Below are 14,777 nucleotides of genomic sequence, written 5' to 3' on the forward strand. Positions count from 1 at the left end.
TTGACCACACTTAAATGACGAGGAAATACCATGAAAAAGATGATTATCGCTAGCGCCGCGCTGTGCGCCCTGTTTATGGTCAACGCGCAGGCAGCTGACTCCATGAGCAAAGACGGTATGAGCCACGATAAAATGGCCATGTCTCACGATACGATGGCAAAAGACGGGATGAAGAAATCCCACGATAAAATGTGCAAAGACGGCATGTGCAAAGAGAACATGTCCAAAGACGGGATGAAGAAGGACAAAATGGGCAAGATGGACAGCATGGCGAAAGACACGATGAAAAAAGATGCCATGAGCCAATAGATTCAACCTGCTGCCCGGCGGCGAAGGCCTGCCGGGCGCACTGTCACCGGTGGGTTACTCCCGCACTAGCAGGGTCAGCACCTCGTAATGCGCGGTATGCGGGAACATATCGAACAGCTGTACACGCTCCACGCGGTAGCCCGAAAGGTGGGCAAAATCCTTCGCCATGGTCTGCGCATTGCAGCTTGAGTAGACAATATACTGCGGCGCCATCTGACTTAAGTAATCACACAGCGCTTTACCAATCCCGCGACGTGGCGGGTTGACCAGCACCAGCTGTGGCACCTCACCCTGGGCGGTGGCGAACTGGGTGGAATCCAGCGCCTGGAAATGCAGTTTATCTAACCCGAGTTCCGCCGCCGACTGCTTGGCGCAAGCAATAGCTTCCGGGGCAATTTCGATACCGGTGAGGGTCATCTCCGGCGTCGCGCAGTGCAGGCCAAAACCGCCTACCCCGCAGAACAAATCCCACATGTGATCCACCGGCAATTCCCGCACCCAATCACGGGCGGTGGCGTACAGCGCGCTAGCCACGGTGGGGTTGGTTTGGAAGAAGCTTTGTGGGCGGATCCACAGCGGCACGCCGTTAAAGGTCTCCGCCAGCGCCTGCTGCTCGGTGAAGAAAATCTCCTGCTCACCTTCCATAATCGCCATATGCACCGGCTGAATGTTGGCGGTAATCACCAAGAGCTGCGGCAGTTGCGCCTGCAACTCGGGCAGCGCAGCACGAAGCTGGGCCAGTTTGGCTTCTGAGCGCAGCACAAAGCGCAGCATCATGCCGCCGTCGCGCTGGCTTTCCGTCAGCAGCAGATATTTTAGCTCGCCGCGCTTACGCGCCACGTTATACGGCGTCAGCCCAGCGCGGGCAATGAAAGGCTTGAGTGCGGCAAAGACCGGCGCAAACGTATCTGGATAAAGCGGGCAGTCGGTTAAATCTTCTGGAGTCCCGTCGCGATGAAGCATGCCGAGCAGCGGTTTTTCCACACTGCCGCTGACCACCATTTTGGCTTTGTTGCGAAAGCCTTGTTCCGGGCCAGAGACAGGTGCGCACCACTGTACCACGGCGGCATCCGCCAACAGCGTCTGGAGATCGGCCATTTTGGCCGCGAGTTGATCGGCGATCGGACGTTCAATCCACTGACAGGAACGACAACGATCGGCATCATAAAGTGCGCACTGCATACAAAGACCTTGAGACAAAATGGGGCGGGGATTGTATCACCGTTATTGTAAGCGGAAAAATCGTCGCGAGGCGGGTGGAATAAAAAGCAGGAGTAAAACCAGCAGATCCGGCATTTTTTGCATCACCAGTGAGCGGAAAATTTCCCTTTTTGACTCCCCGGCAATGCTGAACAGCTCCGGATAACCGTAGCCAAGCGAGGCCGCCCACAGGTATCCAGCGGCAATCAATTGAGTCAGCAAATAGACCCATCGCGCCCAGTTGCGCCCTTTCACCAGCGAAAACGCACAGCCAATCTCAACGAAAACCAGCACCAAGCTACCGAGAAACACCATCGTCAGCGTCCAGGTTTGCACGCTGCGATGAATAAAGTCGCCAATACCGCTTAGACCCAGCAGGTTGATGATCATTAGCAGGTCGAGACAGCGGATTAAAATAATTGCGAGCGCAGCCACCTGCACTAAAGCAGGAACATTCAGACGGGCGTGCGACCGACGGCTTCGAGTAAACAATTCCAATGTAATGCCTTCCATGAAAACGATGCCGCGAACGTTCGCGGCATCGACTGCATATCCGTATCGATTTTAAGTGGATTATCCGCGTCTTGCACGTTGGATATCGCGCACTCGCTGTTTTTCTGCGCGCGCCATCAAGTACCAGGCGATTAATCCGACAATTCCGACGACGCCGAGTATTAGCGATGCCAGGGCGTTAATTTCTGGATTCACCCCCATACGCACGCTGGAGAAGACCAGCATCGGTAAAGTGGTCGCCCCTGGGCCTGAAACGAAGCTGGCGATCACCAGATCATCGAGCGATAACGTAAAGGCCAGCAGCCAGCCTGAGATCACCGCCGGCATAATCATCGGCAGCGTAATGATGAAAAAGACCTTCAGCGGCGTCGCCCCCAGATCCATCGCCGCCTCTTCGATTGAGCGATCAAGCTCGCGCAAACGCGAGGAGATAACCACTGCGACATAGGCTGTACAGAAGGTGACGTGGGCAAGCCAAATGGTGAGCATCCCGCGGTCTGCCGGCCAGCCAATGGCATGTGCCAGCGCCACAAACAGCAGCAGCAGCGACAGCCCGGTAATCACGTCCGGCATCACTAGCGGTGCCGTGATCATAAAGGCAAAGCCGTTCGATCCCCGAAAGCGGCCAAAGCGCACCATCACCATGGCGGCAATGGTCCCTAGAACCGCCGCCGCCGTTGCCGCCGCTGCCGCAATAGTCAGACTTAGCCCAACCGCACTCATCATGGCGTCATCGCGGAACAGCTCTCCGTACCAGCGCGTTGACCACCCCGCCCAGACGGTAACCAGTTTTGAGCTGTTAAATGAGTAGATAACCAACATCAGCATTGGGGCGTACAGGAACGTAAACCCAATCACCAGAATCAGGATACGCCACGGTGAGCGCACGACCGGTAAGTTGTTCATCCGTTCTCCCCCATCTGTTTTTGCTGATATTTGTGGAACCACATGATCGGCACGATCAGCAGCAACAGCATGACGATCGCCACCGCCGAGGCCACCGGCCAGTCGCGGTTATTAAAGAATTCCTGCCACAGCACGCGGCCAATCATGATGCTATCCGGGCCGCCCAACAGTTCTGGGATAACAAACTCCCCCACCGCCGGGATAAATACCAGCATCGACCCGGCAATAATGCCGCCTTTGGTGAGCGGCACAATCACGCTGAAGAAGGTCTTCAGCGGACGCGCACCCAGATCCAGCGAGGCTTCGACTAGCGAATAATCAATACGGGTCAGCGCGGTATAGATAGGCAGCACCATAAACGGCAGGTAGGCATAAACAATACCGATATAAACTGCGAGGTTAGTGTGCAGAATGGTCAGCGGCTGGTCGATAACACCCAGCCACATCAGAAAGTTATTCAGCACACCGTTGTTTTTCAAAATGCCCATCCACGCGTACACGCGAATTAGAAACGATGTCCACGATGGCAGAATGACCAGCAGCAGCAGGATATTACGGGTCGATGGTTTGCTGTGCGCGACCGCCCAAGCCAACGGATAACCGAGCAACAGGCAGCAAATCGTCGAAATACCGGCCACCTGAAGCGACTGCAAATAGGCTTCAAAATAGAGCGGGTCGTCGGTGAGCTGCAGGAAATTGCCAAAGTTAAGCGTCAGGCTCAGCTGCCCATCCGCCCACTCCATCAGGTCGGTATATGGCGGAATGGCGCGCGCCATCTCCGCCAGACTGATTTTGAACACAATCAGGAACGGCAGTAAAAACAGCAAAATCAGCCAGACATACGGCAGCGCAATGACCAGCTTACGGCCATGCTTCATGTTGATGCGCGCAAGCCATAGGGCGATGCCGCCCGGTTTATGCGGGCGGGCCGGTGCTTCATAAATACTCATTGCCCCCTCCTTATACCGTCAACACCACACAGCTGTCGGCTTCCCAGCACAAACGGACTTCATCGCCCCAGGTCGGTAACCCTTTCTGGTAGCGATGCTCGTTTTGCAACTGGGCGCTGATCATCTGGCCGCTCTTAAGACGCACATGATAGATAGAGAGATCGCCTAGATAGGCGATATGCACCACTTCCCCCACGGCAAAGTTAAAACCGTCGGCTGGCGGATCTTCGCAGAGCATGATTTTTTCTGGGCGCAGCGCCACGTACACCGGTACGTTGTCGACCACCGAAGCATCGGCATCCACCTTCAACGGATGGACAAGCCCCGGCGAATCAATCACCAGGCCATCTTCCTGGCGCTCTTTTAGCAGCCCTTCAAACACGTTAACCGAGCCGATAAATTCAGCGCTGTAGCGGGTCGTAGGGTGCTCATAAATCTCTTCCGGTTCACCAATCTGCACAAATTTGCCACGGTTCATAATGGCAATGCGCCCGGCCATGGTCATGGCTTCTTCCTGGTCATGGGTCACCATCACGCAGGTCACGCCCACGCGCTCCAGAATATCCACCACTTCCAGCTGCATCCGGTCGCGCAGCTTTTTGTCCAGCGCACCCATTGGCTCATCCAGCAGCAGCAGCTTCGGACGCTTCGCTAGGCTTCGCGCTAACGCCACGCGCTGACGCTGACCGCCGGAAAGCTGATGCGGTTTACGTTTGGCAAATTCCTGCATGTGCACCAGCGCGAGCATTTCGGTAACCCGAGCGGTGATTTCAGCTTTTGGCAGTTTGTCCTGCTTTAAGCCAAAGGCAATGTTCTGCTCCACGGTCATGTGCGGAAACAGCGCATAGGATTGGAACATCATATTAATGGGACGCAGGTAAGGCGGAACGTGCGCCAAGTCGACGCCGTCCAGCACAATTTGGCCAGCGGTTGGCTGTTCAAATCCGGCCAGCATACGCAGCAGGGTCGACTTACCGCAGCCGGAAGCGCCCAGCAGAGCAAAGATTTCGCCTTTATAAATGGTGAGGTTAACGTCATCTACCGCATGCTGACCGTCAAAAGACTTGGTCAGGTTACGGATTTCCAACAGCGGGGTGAGCGCTTTGCGAGTTTTCGCCTGTGGGCGGTGGGTTGCGTCGTTCAATCTGGTGCTCTCCGGCAAAAAACAAATATCGATATGACCCGGTTGTCATATCAACCCCTGGTTACCGGCCGGGCGGCCGGTGTCCAGCGTGGGGCAGCTGCACTGCCCCGGTGCAATAGCATCACTGTTTTAGTGATTTCGTTATTTTCCGCTTTTCACTTTGGTCCATGCACGCGTTCTGACGCGGTCAATTTTTGGCTCTTGGACTTTCAGCGTAAACAGCTTAGCGAAGACATCTGCCGGTGGATAAATAGCCGGATTATCACGGACTTCCGGGCTTATCAGCGGTGTAGACGCCTTGTTGCCGTTGGCGTAGAACACGTGGTCGCTGATATGTGCAATCACGTCCGGACGCATCAGGTAGTTGAGGAACTGATAGGCTTCATCTTTGTTTTTAGCATCGGCCGGCATCGCGAAGACATCAAAGAACGCCAGCGCGCCCTCTTTCGGGATGAAGTAGGAAACGTTCACGCCGTTCTTGGCTTCTTTTGCACGGTTCGCCGCCTGCCAAACATCGCCCGCCCAGCCGATCGCAACGCAGATGTCGCCGTTGGCGAGATCGTTAATGTATTGCGACGAGTGGAAGTAGCGAATATTCGGACGCAGCTTCAGCAGTAAGTCGGTTGCCGGGCCGGTATAGTCATCAGCTTTCATGCTGTTAGGATCTTTGCCTAAGTAGTTCAGCACGGTGGCAAAGATCTCTTCCGGGGCATCAAGGAAGGACACGCCGCAGCTTTTCAGCTTCTCGAGGTTTTCCGGTTTCATCACCAGATCCCAGCTGTTGAGCGGTGCATCTTTACCCAGTACAGCTTTCACTTTATCGACGTTGTAGCCAATACCCGTGGTCGCCCACAGATAAGGGAAAGCGTATTTGTTATCCGGATCGTGTTTCGCCACCAGCTTCAGCACTTCCGGATCGAGGTTTTTCCAGTTTGGCAGCTTGCTCTTATCCAGCGGCTGGAATACACCCGCCGTCAACTGGCGCTCAAGGAAACTTGCAGAAGGCACCACCAGGTCAAAACCGGTGCTTCCTGCCATTAGCTTGCCTTCCAGCACTTCGTTGGAGTCGAATACGTCATACACGACTTTAATGCCGGTCTCTTTTTCGAAGTTCGCCACCGTGTCCGGCGCGATATAGTCAGACCAGTTATAAACATGCAGCGTTTTTTGTTCTGCAGCGAGCACGCTTGCCGAGGCGGCCATCAGCGCACCCGTCACCAGACCCGTTAACCATTTTTTACTCAAGGCGGCCATATCTCTTATCCTTCTCGTCGCCCGTTAACAAACGGACTAAATATACGCAATTTAGAGTATGCAGAAATCATGCATATTATTTCGGACCGTATGAAAGAGAAGAGCACCGGCTCCCCTGCAATCATTGCTCGCGATACCGATGCAAAATCCTCGCCAACAATGATTATTGTCAGCAATAACTAGGGGGTGCACTGATATGTCGCAAGAATAACTGTAGCCCGAGTCGGAGGCTATAGGGCAGCGTAAAAAACGTCTTTTATCAATTTTTTATGCAGGATCACTCTATCTGATCAGCCAAAAGAGGCAGTCAGGTAGTGAAAGAAACTTTAAAAAGAGGTTAACTGTAGAATAAAAAAATGTAATACGCAGCCACTATGGCAGTGACTGCGCTATTTAGCGGGGGTAATTAGTGAAGAAAATGGTATTGAATATCTTCCGGTGGCTGCTCACTCTCTTCCGCTTTGTACAGCAGGTCGTGCGCGGAAGCCTCAAGGATCACCATCGATACCTGTTCTTCGCTCTGCTGCACAAACGAAGCGAATTGCTCGAAAGTCACCCCGACGGCTGCGGATAAATACTGGCAAACAACCAGTTTTGGCAGATTATCATCCTGCATATCGAGAAAAGCTTTGACGGTTAGCGAACTGGCGTTAATAGCTGAAAGATCGGCCCCAAGGGCCAGCAGCGCGGAAGGCTTGACCTCAGCCAACGCAGAGAACAACACAACGTTATCGATGAGATCAATTTTGGCATCAAAGATGCCTTCAAAATTTTGCATATGCGGCAGGTGCAGCGCCTGACAGGTGTCGCACTCAAAAAAGCTCATGCCCATTTCGTCGAGCCACTGACGTAACGTATCCAGACTCGGGACGACGAGAGAATCCATATTGCCTATGACCTCATGCAGTAAAGTGAAATTCCAGAAAAACAGCTACCGGGCGAAGACCCGGTAGTATAAATACGATTTTAGCCCACAGTTTACGCAAAAATATCACCGCATACTATGAAAGCCGCAACTATCCGCCGATTTTCAGGCAAAAGCCGGGATGTGCCTGACGTTCGATCCATTCGATCATTTTTCCCGCGATATCAATTCCGGTGGTGGTTTCCACTCCTTCGAGACCCGGCGAGGCGTTGACTTCCATCACCAACGGGCCGCGATTGGCACGCAAGATATCGACTCCGGCGACGTCAAGGCCGAGCGTTTGCGCCGCTTTCACCGCGATATCACGTTCGGCGAGAGTGATATTCGCCACCACCGCCACGCCACCGCGATGCAGGTTCGAACGAAAATCGCCCTCTTTCGCCCGCCGCTCGATGGCAGCGACCACTTCATTACCGACCACGAAGCAGCGAATATCGCGCCCTTTAGCCTCTTTAATATATTCCTGAACCAGGATGTGCGCATTGAGGCCACGGAACGCATCGACCACGCTTTCCGCCGCTTGCCGCGTTTCGGCCAGTACGACGCCGATGCCCTGCGTGCCTTCCACCAGCTTCACCACCAGCGGCGCACCGCCGACCATATCAATCAGGTCGCTGGTATCGTCCGGCGAATGAGCGATACCGGTGACCGGTAAATCTATCCCCTGGCGCGCCAAAAGCTGTAGAGAACGCAGCTTATCGCGGGCGCGGGTTATCGCCACCGACTCGTTCAACGGGTAGCTACCCAGCATTTCAAACTGACGCAACGCCGCCATCCCGTAGTAGGTAATCGCCGAGCCGATTCTTGGGATCACCGCGTCATAATGCGGCAGTTGCTGTCCCTTATAGTGAATCGACGAAGCCGACGGGTTAATGTTCATGTAGCAAGAAAGCGGGTCGAGTACTTCAATAATATGGCCCCGACGCTTGGCTGCCTCGCGCAGACGTTTGCACGAATAGAGCGTTCCATCCCGGGACAAAATGGCAATTTTCACCCTTTACCTCTCCAGAAAAACAGCAAAAAGTCGGCGCCCCTTAGCGCGTCGCCCAACCTTGCTGATGCAAATAATCCAGAATAAACGGCCGATTTTCTTTAATAAGCGTACGACGAATATGGTCGCTCCAGGTATCTCGACGCGCGTTGGTACTACGCGACAGATAATATTGCGCCAGCTCCTCGTCGTAGCGTTCCAGTTCAACCTTATCCAGCGGCTGGTAGCGGTTTTCATGCACCAGCAGAGTCGCTGGCAGACGCGGCTTGAGATCCGGCTGGCTGGCAGGCCAGCCAAGGCACAGACCAAACAGCGGCAGCACGTGTTTTGGCAATCCGAGAAGTTCGGTGACCGACTGGATGTGGTTACGCAGGCCGCCAATGTAGACGCCGCCAAGTCCTAGTGATTCGGCGGCCGTCAGCGCATTTTGCGCCATCAGTGAAGTATCGACCACGCCGAGCAATAGCTGCTCGGCTAGCCCCAACTGCGCATCCGGGCAGATTTGCAGATGGCGATTGAAATCTGCGCAGAACACCCAGAACTCCGCCGCCTGTGCCACATGGGCCTGCCCGCCGGTCAGCTCAACCAGTTGAGCGCGCATGTCACTATCGGTGATACGGATGATTGAGGTGCACTGCAAAAAGCTGGAGCTTGATGTAGCCTGCGCGCTGGCAATAATCGCGTTGCGCTGGTCATCAGTAATCGGTTCGCCGGTAAACTGGCGGATGGAGCGATGGTTGAGCAGTACCTCAATGGTCGGTGTCATCTTTTTTTTCCTTATCTCGCGGCGGTTTAGAGTTCATCAGTTGCGGAGCCGCAGCGCGGGCAATCCCCCAGAAAAGCACCCCTGCCGCGGGCAGCATTAGCGCAATGCCAACGAAGATCATCACCACCGCCGCCAGCTGGCTGGAAAAGGGGTCCGGCAAGGTCACGTACTGATTGAGCGACAACCACGCCGCTGCCAGCATAACCATGCCAATAGCTTCCAGTACTAACACGCTTTTCGGAAGTGCTCCGAGCGAACGCATGCTTCTCCTCCTGTGAACCGATACCGTATTTTCTTCAGTCATTGACGACGAGTATAACGGCATGTCCGCGAAAAATATTTAACCAAACATAGTCTGAATGAATCGGAACAAGAGGGAAAACCTTCTTTCCCCCTCTCCTCCCGCGCGGCATCATAGGACCCATTAGCCAACTGGCACATTGAATATTCCGCTCGTTTAAGGAGAGACATTATGTTTACCGTTATTTTTGGTCGTCCTGGTTGCCCTTACTGTGTTCGTGCAAAAGAGCTGGCGGAGAAACTGACTCAAGAACGTGACGACTTCAATTACCGTTACGTCGACATTCACGCAGAAGGCATCAGCAAAGCTGACTTAGAAAAAACGGTGGGTAAGCCGGTTGAGACCGTGCCACAGATTTTTGTCGATCAGCAGCACATCGGTGGGTGCACAGATTTTGAAGCTTGGGCGAAAGAAAACCTCGGCCTGTTCGCGTAATACTGACTCCAGCGCCCGCTTCACAGCGGGCGTTTTCCTTCCCGACGTTTATCACTCAGCATCGAACTGACGAACAAAAAGCACAGCGCACCCAGCGCACACCAAAAAATCGCGCTAAAGAGCCAAGCCATTTCCTGCCACAGTGAACGGTCACTAATAAAGAAAACGCGGGTCAGCACCAAGCACAGCGGCGCGGCCAGAACAGCACCCAGCAGCGGACGCAGCACTCGACGGCGCGAAGAAATAAAGCTTGAAACCATCCCAGGAATAAGAAAAAAAAGCAGACCCAGTTCAGGTGCGCCAGACGCGCGAAAAGCGCCTTTCACATGCAGCACCAGTGAACAAAAGACCACTATAAATAATATAAAGCAGCAAATTACGCCTGCCCAACCGCGTTCATTTTTCACACGCTTCTCCTGAAAAAATCTCTATCAAAATCCAGACCTCGTCCTTACGGACGCCCAGTCAGATAAAGTCACTGGCTTTCCTTGCCAAAACACTTCTGCGCTAAAAGCGATTGTTGCTAGCCGTAGCTGTCAGGAACGATTAAACTATCGTTCGCTATTTTCTGGTTATTATTCGGGTTCAGGATAGCAGCACGCAAGCCATAGCCCGTGGTCAACAGTAGATCAAATAGCCATTCCTTTCAACACGTTACTGGTAAAAAATAAGTTAGACTCCGTGAATATAAACGTCGCAGATTTGTTAAACGGGAATTACATCCTGTTATTATTCGTGGTATTAGCGCTGGGGCTTTGTCTTGGCAAATTACGCCTAGGCTCAATCCAACTTGGTAATTCCATTGGCGTTTTAGTGGTCTCTCTCTTATTAGGGCAGCAACACTTCAGTATTAACACTGATGCGCTTAACCTCGGTTTTATGTTGTTTATTTTCTGCGTTGGCGTAGAAGCAGGACCCAACTTTTTTTCTATTTTCTTCCGCGACGGCAAAAATTATCTGATGCTCGGTCTGGTAATGGTTGGCAGCGCGCTGCTCATTGCTCTAGGACTCGGTAAGCTATTTGGCTGGGATATCGGCCTGACGGCCGGGCTACTGGCAGGCTCCATGACCTCCACACCGGTGTTGGTAGGTGCTGGTGATACGCTACGGCATTCCGGCATGGAACCGGGCCTGTTGGCGCAAGCGCAGGACAATCTGAGCCTCGGCTACGCGTTAACCTATCTGATTGGTTTGGTCAGCCTGATTGTCGCCGCACGCTATATGCCGAAATTCCAACATCAGGACCTGCAGACCAGCGCCCAGCAAATCGCTCGCGAGCGCGGCCTAGATACTGATACCAATCGTAAAGTCTATCTACCGGTTATCCGCGCCTATCGCGTTGGCCCGGAGTTGGTTGCCTGGGCCGACGGTAAAAACCTGCGCGAGCTGGGCATTTATCGGCAGACCGGCTGCTATATCGAACGTATCCGCCGCAACGGCATCCTCGCCAATCCTGACGGCGATGCGGTGCTGCAAATGGGCGACGAGATTTCGCTGGTAGGTTACCCGGACGCACACGCGCGCCTCGATCCAAGCTTCCGTAACGGTAAAGAGGTGTTCGATCGCGATCTGCTGGACATGCGTATTGTGACCGAAGAGATTGTGGTCAAAAACCATAATGTCGTTGGCCGCCGACTGGCGCAGTTAAAGCTGACCGACCACGGTTGTTTCCTTAACCGGGTGATCCGCAGCCAGATTGAGATGCCGATTGACGACAATATCGTGCTCAATAAAGGCGATGTGCTGCAGGTAAGCGGCGACGCGCGCCGTGTGAAAACCGTCGCCGACCGCATTGGCTTCGTTTCCATTCATAGTCAGGTCACCGATCTACTTGCCTTCTGCTCCTTCTTTATCGTGGGTCTGATGATTGGCATGATCACCTTCCAGTTCAGCAGCTTTAACTTCGGCATCGGTAACGCCGCAGGTCTGCTGTTCGCCGGCATTATGCTGGGTTTCCTGCGAGCCAACCACCCAACGTTCGGCTACATCCCGCAGGGTGCGCTGAATATGGTGAAAGAGTTTGGCCTGATGGTCTTTATGGCCGGCGTAGGCCTTAGCGCGGGTAGCGGCATCAGTAACGGCCTTGGCGTCGTAGGCGGACAAATGCTGGTCGCCGGGCTGTTCGTTAGTTTGATCCCGGTGGTCATCTGCTTCTTGTTTGGCGCCTACATCCTGCGCATGAACCGCGCGCTGCTGTTTGGGGCGATTATGGGCGCACGAACCTGCGCGCCGGCAATGGAAATTATCAGCGATACTGCACGCAGCAACATTCCCGCACTTGGCTACGCGGGCACCTACGCCATCGCTAACGTGTTGTTAACACTGGCTGGTACGCTGATTATCATCATCTGGCCTGGGATCGGCGGCTAGCCTTTATCGGGAAAAAACAAAGAAAAGAAAATTATTTTTGCGCAACGCCGAACTTTTCATCCAAGCGCAAGTCTTAATTAGTGCCACTGCTTTTCTTTGATGTCCCCATTTTGTGGAGCCCATCAACCCCGCCATCTTTGGTTCAAGGTTGATGGGTTTTTTGTTGCTTGAATTTCGTAGCCTTTAAAACCAGCCAGTTATGAAACTGCTTTGATGTAGGCGGCGACAGAATGGCAACAGCGCTTTCGGCATGCAGCCATAAGTCTCTGTTTTATGCCGTTTCAATCGCGTACAACAATTCAACCAAATCAACCGCACCAACATCATCCCAGCGTAAATAACTCGCTAAGGAACTTGTTCCTGAATCTCTGCCTAAAACTAGCTGACAGACAGCTTGGTGATCACCCGAAGCGGAAACCCACACAGCCCCGCCCTGTTGGCAAAAGTAAGTTGAGCCTTTCAAACCATCTCGCTGGATACGTTTCTTCCAAGTATCTACCTGCTGTGTCGTTACTCTTAAACTCATTATTCCCCCTATGTAAATCAAGCATTCCCATATGATTATCTAATAAGCTATCAGGATAAATCAGTGTGGAGAATATGAGTGTTTAATTTTTATCCTGACAAAACATTCAGCAGAGCAGAAATCATGTGTCATCCAACACCTGTCCCTGCTGTGAATGGCATCTATTTCTGGTGGTTTAAAGAGATTCCCCCGGGTGTTCCAATTGAGGGTTGCATTACCCAAGATGGGTACACGTTGCTCTATGTCGGTATTTCGCCCGACAAAAAAAGCAAACCTAATAGCCGCGCCAACCTTCGGCAGCGCATCAAAACCCACTATAGCGGCAACGCCGAAGGCTCAACACTCAGACGCACGCTGGGAGTATTGCTTTCGACGACAAGTAATTTCCCGCTCCGTCGGGTTGGCTCAGGCAAGAGAACGACATTTACTCATCCTGGAGAGCAATGGCTGGATCAGTGGATGGATAAGAATACCAGGGTTTATTGGATCACAGATGAAGAACCCTGGGTACTGGAAGAATCGTTGATTTCCAGCATTTCGCTGCCATTGAACCTTCAGGGAAACAACCACTCCTTTAAACCCATACTGTCAGCAATGCGCAGCAAAGCCATGGCTGAAGCTAAAGTACTGGAGATCGCAGATGAAACAGGATTTAGCAGGAGTGCTGTTGCAGAAATGATAAAACAAGCTGTAGTAGTGGACTGAACCGTATGTAAAATCCGCCGCCTTGTAAAATAGTTCTTACATCAGAGGCGGACCAAAATCAGTAAGCAAATTGTTCCTGCATACCTTTAGGATGAGGCGGTGCTGCGCTGATTTTTTGCAGGCGGCATACGGAGCGAATAAAAGTTTCATGCGTTCCGAAGGGGTGCCCACATTCGATGTTTATGCACTGGTTGCAACGCTCTTTGGTTTCTTTGGAAACCAAAGAGCTACTACGGGTATCGTTGCATACAGCCCCATTTACTTCAGGCAAATAAATACAGGAGAAAAAACATTACCTATCAATAAGGCATTATCAGCAATGTGGTGCATTTCAAGCCGTCTTGGCCCGGAAGATAAATCAAAAATAAGATGATTGAAGTCTTCATCTTTTAGGGTGTCGTTGATATTTTTCTTGATATCGAAATTCGATATTTGGAAATAGTTATTGCTTTCAACTTTCACATCAAAATAGTTAATTCGCAATAATTTAGCGACATCTTTGTCTTCTTTGCTCAATGTACCGGAGTAAGCGAGCAAGCCGCGGTGATCATTCATAAAGGCTAACTTAACCGTACCAGAGAAAGAATAATCATCCCGTAATAGGAAATGAACATTTCCAGAGCAGGTAAAGCTGGATTCACTTTCTTTCTCAGATTGCACGTACCAGTAGAAGACTGCGAAAAGTGCCGCCAGAAACACAATGAGTAAAAACCCAGCCAATATCTTAATTTTTGTTTTCATATACAGAGATACAGTTCGTTAGGTTAGAATTTTCACGCGAGCACTGAGCAACGAAAAAACGTCCGCCCTTTGACTTTGAGAAGACGTTTTCTACCGAAGTTAGATAAAAAAACCCGGGTTCACAGGTGGTTGGCAGCATCCCATTGCGCTGAAGTCCTTTTATCTCATTGATTATAATTTCTTTCCCTGACTCTAAACCATTGCCCAGTGTATATACACTGCAACCGTTTAGTTCCGTCAGCACATGCATATTGCTAATTTTTTCTTCGTTGAAATTTATCCATAAAGATAAAAACAAGCCTAAAAAAATAATAGCCAAGGTTGCTAAAACAATATTTCTGCTTTTGCTAATTCTGCCAAGAACTGTCACACCATTATTGTCAGATGGGGGTAACGATACCATATTGCTGGGGATACAGAAGCCCACTTTAGGAATGGTGATAATAATATTTGCGTCGCAGCCAATATCAACCAATGTTTTTCTGAGTATTGATATATACTGGTTTAGTGAGTTTCCCGATGGATGAATTTTATATTTTTCCCATAAAGCATCCATCAGCGCTTCACGGCTCATATCATGGCCGTGATTTTCTAATAAAACATGAAATATTTTACTCGCCGTGATCGTAAGCGTAATTTCAGTCTCAGGGGTATTGATTACACTCAAAACATCGTTGTCTGAGTCATAGCTAAACTTAGCATTTAATACGTATTTCATTCCCTAAGCTCTATAAAATATTG

The 14,777-nt window shown here is 51.6% G+C and carries 19 protein-coding genes; 4 read left to right on the forward strand and 15 right to left on the reverse strand.

What is annotated here, in order from left to right; translation table 11 throughout:
• The first annotated feature begins 30 nt into the window (after positions 1-30).
• The gene (locus AB4K05_RS03815) at positions 31-309 is read left to right on the forward strand and encodes a pentapeptide MXKDX repeat protein (RefSeq protein ID WP_368478692.1); all 279 of its coding nucleotides are present in this window, start codon (positions 31-33) and stop codon (positions 307-309) included.
• Between the two features lie 54 nt (positions 310-363).
• Here the strand turns inward: AB4K05_RS03815 and rlmC are convergent, their stop codons facing one another.
• The 10 genes from rlmC to AB4K05_RS03865 all read right to left on the reverse strand — a co-directional run bounded on the left by rlmC (position 364) and on the right by AB4K05_RS03865 (position 9,220).
• Positions 364-1,491 carry a 23S rRNA (uracil(747)-C(5))-methyltransferase RlmC gene (gene rlmC / locus AB4K05_RS03820; protein ID WP_368478693.1) on the reverse strand — a complete coding sequence of 376 codons (1,128 nt, stop codon included), beginning with the start codon at positions 1,489-1,491 and terminating at the stop codon, positions 364-366.
• 42 nt (positions 1,492-1,533) lie between these two features.
• Complete coding sequence (locus AB4K05_RS03825; RefSeq protein WP_368478694.1) at positions 1,534-2,022, reverse strand: YbjO family protein; 489 nt, start codon at positions 2,020-2,022, stop codon at positions 1,534-1,536.
• 60 nt (positions 2,023-2,082) lie between these two features.
• Positions 2,083-2,928 (reverse strand): putrescine ABC transporter permease PotI, encoded by an 846-nt coding sequence (gene potI / locus AB4K05_RS03830; RefSeq protein ID WP_368478695.1) that lies wholly within the window; start codon positions 2,926-2,928, stop codon positions 2,083-2,085.
• A complete protein-coding gene (gene potH / locus AB4K05_RS03835) occupies positions 2,925-3,878 on the reverse strand; it encodes a putrescine ABC transporter permease PotH (RefSeq protein WP_368478696.1) in 954 nt (317 codons plus the stop codon). The genes potI and potH overlap by 4 nt, the downstream gene beginning before the upstream one ends.
• Positions 3,879-3,888: 10 nt before the next feature.
• The gene (gene potG, locus AB4K05_RS03840; protein WP_368478697.1) at positions 3,889-5,022 is read right to left on the reverse strand and encodes a putrescine ABC transporter ATP-binding subunit PotG; all 1,134 of its coding nucleotides are present in this window, start codon (positions 5,020-5,022) and stop codon (positions 3,889-3,891) included.
• Positions 5,023-5,163: 141 nt separating this feature from the next.
• Entirely contained in the window at positions 5,164-6,276 is a 1,113-nt protein-coding gene (gene potF, locus AB4K05_RS03845) for a spermidine/putrescine ABC transporter substrate-binding protein PotF (RefSeq protein ID WP_368478698.1), read from the reverse strand.
• Between the two features lie 406 nt (positions 6,277-6,682).
• A complete protein-coding gene (locus tag AB4K05_RS03850) occupies positions 6,683-7,162 on the reverse strand; it encodes a YbjN domain-containing protein (protein WP_368478699.1) in 480 nt (159 codons plus the stop codon).
• A 130-nt stretch (positions 7,163-7,292) separates the two neighbouring features.
• Positions 7,293-8,195 carry a 30S ribosomal protein S6--L-glutamate ligase gene (gene rimK, locus AB4K05_RS03855; protein WP_368478700.1) on the reverse strand — a complete coding sequence of 301 codons (903 nt, stop codon included), beginning with the start codon at positions 8,193-8,195 and terminating at the stop codon, positions 7,293-7,295.
• Positions 8,196-8,235: 40 nt separating this feature from the next.
• A complete protein-coding gene (gene nfsA, locus AB4K05_RS03860; protein WP_368478701.1) occupies positions 8,236-8,958 on the reverse strand; it encodes an oxygen-insensitive NADPH nitroreductase in 723 nt (240 codons plus the stop codon).
• The gene (locus tag AB4K05_RS03865) at positions 8,942-9,220 is read right to left on the reverse strand and encodes a YbjC family protein (protein WP_368478702.1); all 279 of its coding nucleotides are present in this window, start codon (positions 9,218-9,220) and stop codon (positions 8,942-8,944) included. The genes nfsA and AB4K05_RS03865 overlap by 17 nt, the downstream gene beginning before the upstream one ends.
• Positions 9,221-9,430: 210 nt before the next feature.
• Here AB4K05_RS03865 and AB4K05_RS03870 point away from each other — a divergent pair, with 210 nt between their 5' ends.
• Positions 9,431-9,694 carry a GrxA family glutaredoxin gene (locus AB4K05_RS03870; RefSeq protein ID WP_368478703.1) on the forward strand — a complete coding sequence of 88 codons (264 nt, stop codon included), beginning with the start codon at positions 9,431-9,433 and terminating at the stop codon, positions 9,692-9,694.
• 20 nt (positions 9,695-9,714) lie between these two features.
• Here AB4K05_RS03870 and AB4K05_RS03875 read toward each other — a convergent pair whose 3' ends face one another.
• Complete coding sequence (locus tag AB4K05_RS03875) at positions 9,715-10,101, reverse strand: inner membrane protein YbjM (protein ID WP_368478704.1); 387 nt, start codon at positions 10,099-10,101, stop codon at positions 9,715-9,717.
• A gap of 274 nt (positions 10,102-10,375) precedes the next feature.
• Between AB4K05_RS03875 and AB4K05_RS03880 the strand changes: the two genes are divergently transcribed.
• On the forward strand, positions 10,376-12,064 hold the full coding sequence (locus tag AB4K05_RS03880; protein WP_368478705.1) for an aspartate:alanine antiporter: 1,689 nt from the start codon (positions 10,376-10,378) through the stop codon (positions 12,062-12,064).
• A 271-nt stretch (positions 12,065-12,335) separates the two neighbouring features.
• On the opposite strand, the gene AB4K05_RS03885 is transcribed toward AB4K05_RS03880, so the two are convergent.
• On the reverse strand, positions 12,336-12,590 hold the full coding sequence (locus AB4K05_RS03885; RefSeq protein WP_368478706.1) for a hypothetical protein: 255 nt from the start codon (positions 12,588-12,590) through the stop codon (positions 12,336-12,338).
• 78 nt (positions 12,591-12,668) lie between these two features.
• Here AB4K05_RS03885 and AB4K05_RS03890 point away from each other — a divergent pair, with 78 nt between their 5' ends.
• Complete coding sequence (locus AB4K05_RS03890) at positions 12,669-13,295, forward strand: GIY-YIG nuclease family protein (RefSeq protein ID WP_368478707.1); 627 nt, start codon at positions 12,669-12,671, stop codon at positions 13,293-13,295.
• Positions 13,296-13,353: 58 nt separating this feature from the next.
• Here the strand turns inward: AB4K05_RS03890 and AB4K05_RS03895 are convergent, their stop codons facing one another.
• The 3 genes from AB4K05_RS03895 to AB4K05_RS03905 are packed head-to-tail and all read right to left on the reverse strand — an operon-like array spanning position 13,354 to position 14,754.
• Positions 13,354-13,566, reverse strand: coding sequence for an ogr/Delta-like zinc finger family protein (locus AB4K05_RS03895; protein ID WP_368478708.1), 213 nt, complete (start codon positions 13,564-13,566; stop codon positions 13,354-13,356).
• Positions 13,554-14,036 carry a hypothetical protein gene (locus AB4K05_RS03900; protein ID WP_368478709.1) on the reverse strand — a complete coding sequence of 161 codons (483 nt, stop codon included), beginning with the start codon at positions 14,034-14,036 and terminating at the stop codon, positions 13,554-13,556. The genes AB4K05_RS03895 and AB4K05_RS03900 overlap by 13 nt, the downstream gene beginning before the upstream one ends.
• Positions 14,020-14,754 carry a transcriptional regulator gene (locus AB4K05_RS03905; RefSeq protein ID WP_368478710.1) on the reverse strand — a complete coding sequence of 245 codons (735 nt, stop codon included), beginning with the start codon at positions 14,752-14,754 and terminating at the stop codon, positions 14,020-14,022. Before AB4K05_RS03905 ends, AB4K05_RS03900 begins: the two co-directional genes overlap by 17 nt.
• Positions 14,755-14,777: the final 23 nt, after the last annotated feature.

Source organism: Kluyvera sp. STS39-E, from assembly GCF_040932435.1.
GTDB lineage: Bacteria > Pseudomonadota > Gammaproteobacteria > Enterobacterales > Enterobacteriaceae > Kluyvera.

Bases quoted from the DNA above. Each gene is read 5' to 3' on its own strand.
- AB4K05_RS03815 (WP_368478692.1), top strand. From the start codon at position 31: ATGAAAAAGATGATTATCGCTAGCGCCGCGCTGTGCGCCCTGTTTATG.
- rlmC (WP_368478693.1), bottom strand. From the start codon at position 1,491: ATGCAGTGCGCACTTTATGATGCCGATCGTTGTCGTTCCTGTCAGTGG.
- AB4K05_RS03825 (WP_368478694.1), bottom strand. From the start codon at position 2,022: ATGGAAGGCATTACATTGGAATTGTTTACTCGAAGCCGTCGGTCGCAC.
- potI (WP_368478695.1), bottom strand. From the start codon at position 2,928: ATGAACAACTTACCGGTCGTGCGCTCACCGTGGCGTATCCTGATTCTG.
- potH (WP_368478696.1), bottom strand. From the start codon at position 3,878: ATGAGTATTTATGAAGCACCGGCCCGCCCGCATAAACCGGGCGGCATC.
- potF (WP_368478698.1), bottom strand. From the start codon at position 6,276: ATGGCCGCCTTGAGTAAAAAATGGTTAACGGGTCTGGTGACGGGTGCG.
- AB4K05_RS03850 (WP_368478699.1), bottom strand. From the start codon at position 7,162: ATGGATTCTCTCGTCGTCCCGAGTCTGGATACGTTACGTCAGTGGCTC.
- nfsA (WP_368478701.1), bottom strand. From the start codon at position 8,958: ATGACACCGACCATTGAGGTACTGCTCAACCATCGCTCCATCCGCCAG.
- AB4K05_RS03865 (WP_368478702.1), bottom strand. From the start codon at position 9,220: ATGCGTTCGCTCGGAGCACTTCCGAAAAGCGTGTTAGTACTGGAAGCT.
- AB4K05_RS03870 (WP_368478703.1), top strand. From the start codon at position 9,431: ATGTTTACCGTTATTTTTGGTCGTCCTGGTTGCCCTTACTGTGTTCGT.
- AB4K05_RS03885 (WP_368478706.1), bottom strand. From the start codon at position 12,590: ATGAGTTTAAGAGTAACGACACAGCAGGTAGATACTTGGAAGAAACGT.
- AB4K05_RS03900 (WP_368478709.1), bottom strand. From the start codon at position 14,036: ATGAAAACAAAAATTAAGATATTGGCTGGGTTTTTACTCATTGTGTTT.
- AB4K05_RS03905 (WP_368478710.1), bottom strand. From the start codon at position 14,754: ATGAAATACGTATTAAATGCTAAGTTTAGCTATGACTCAGACAACGAT.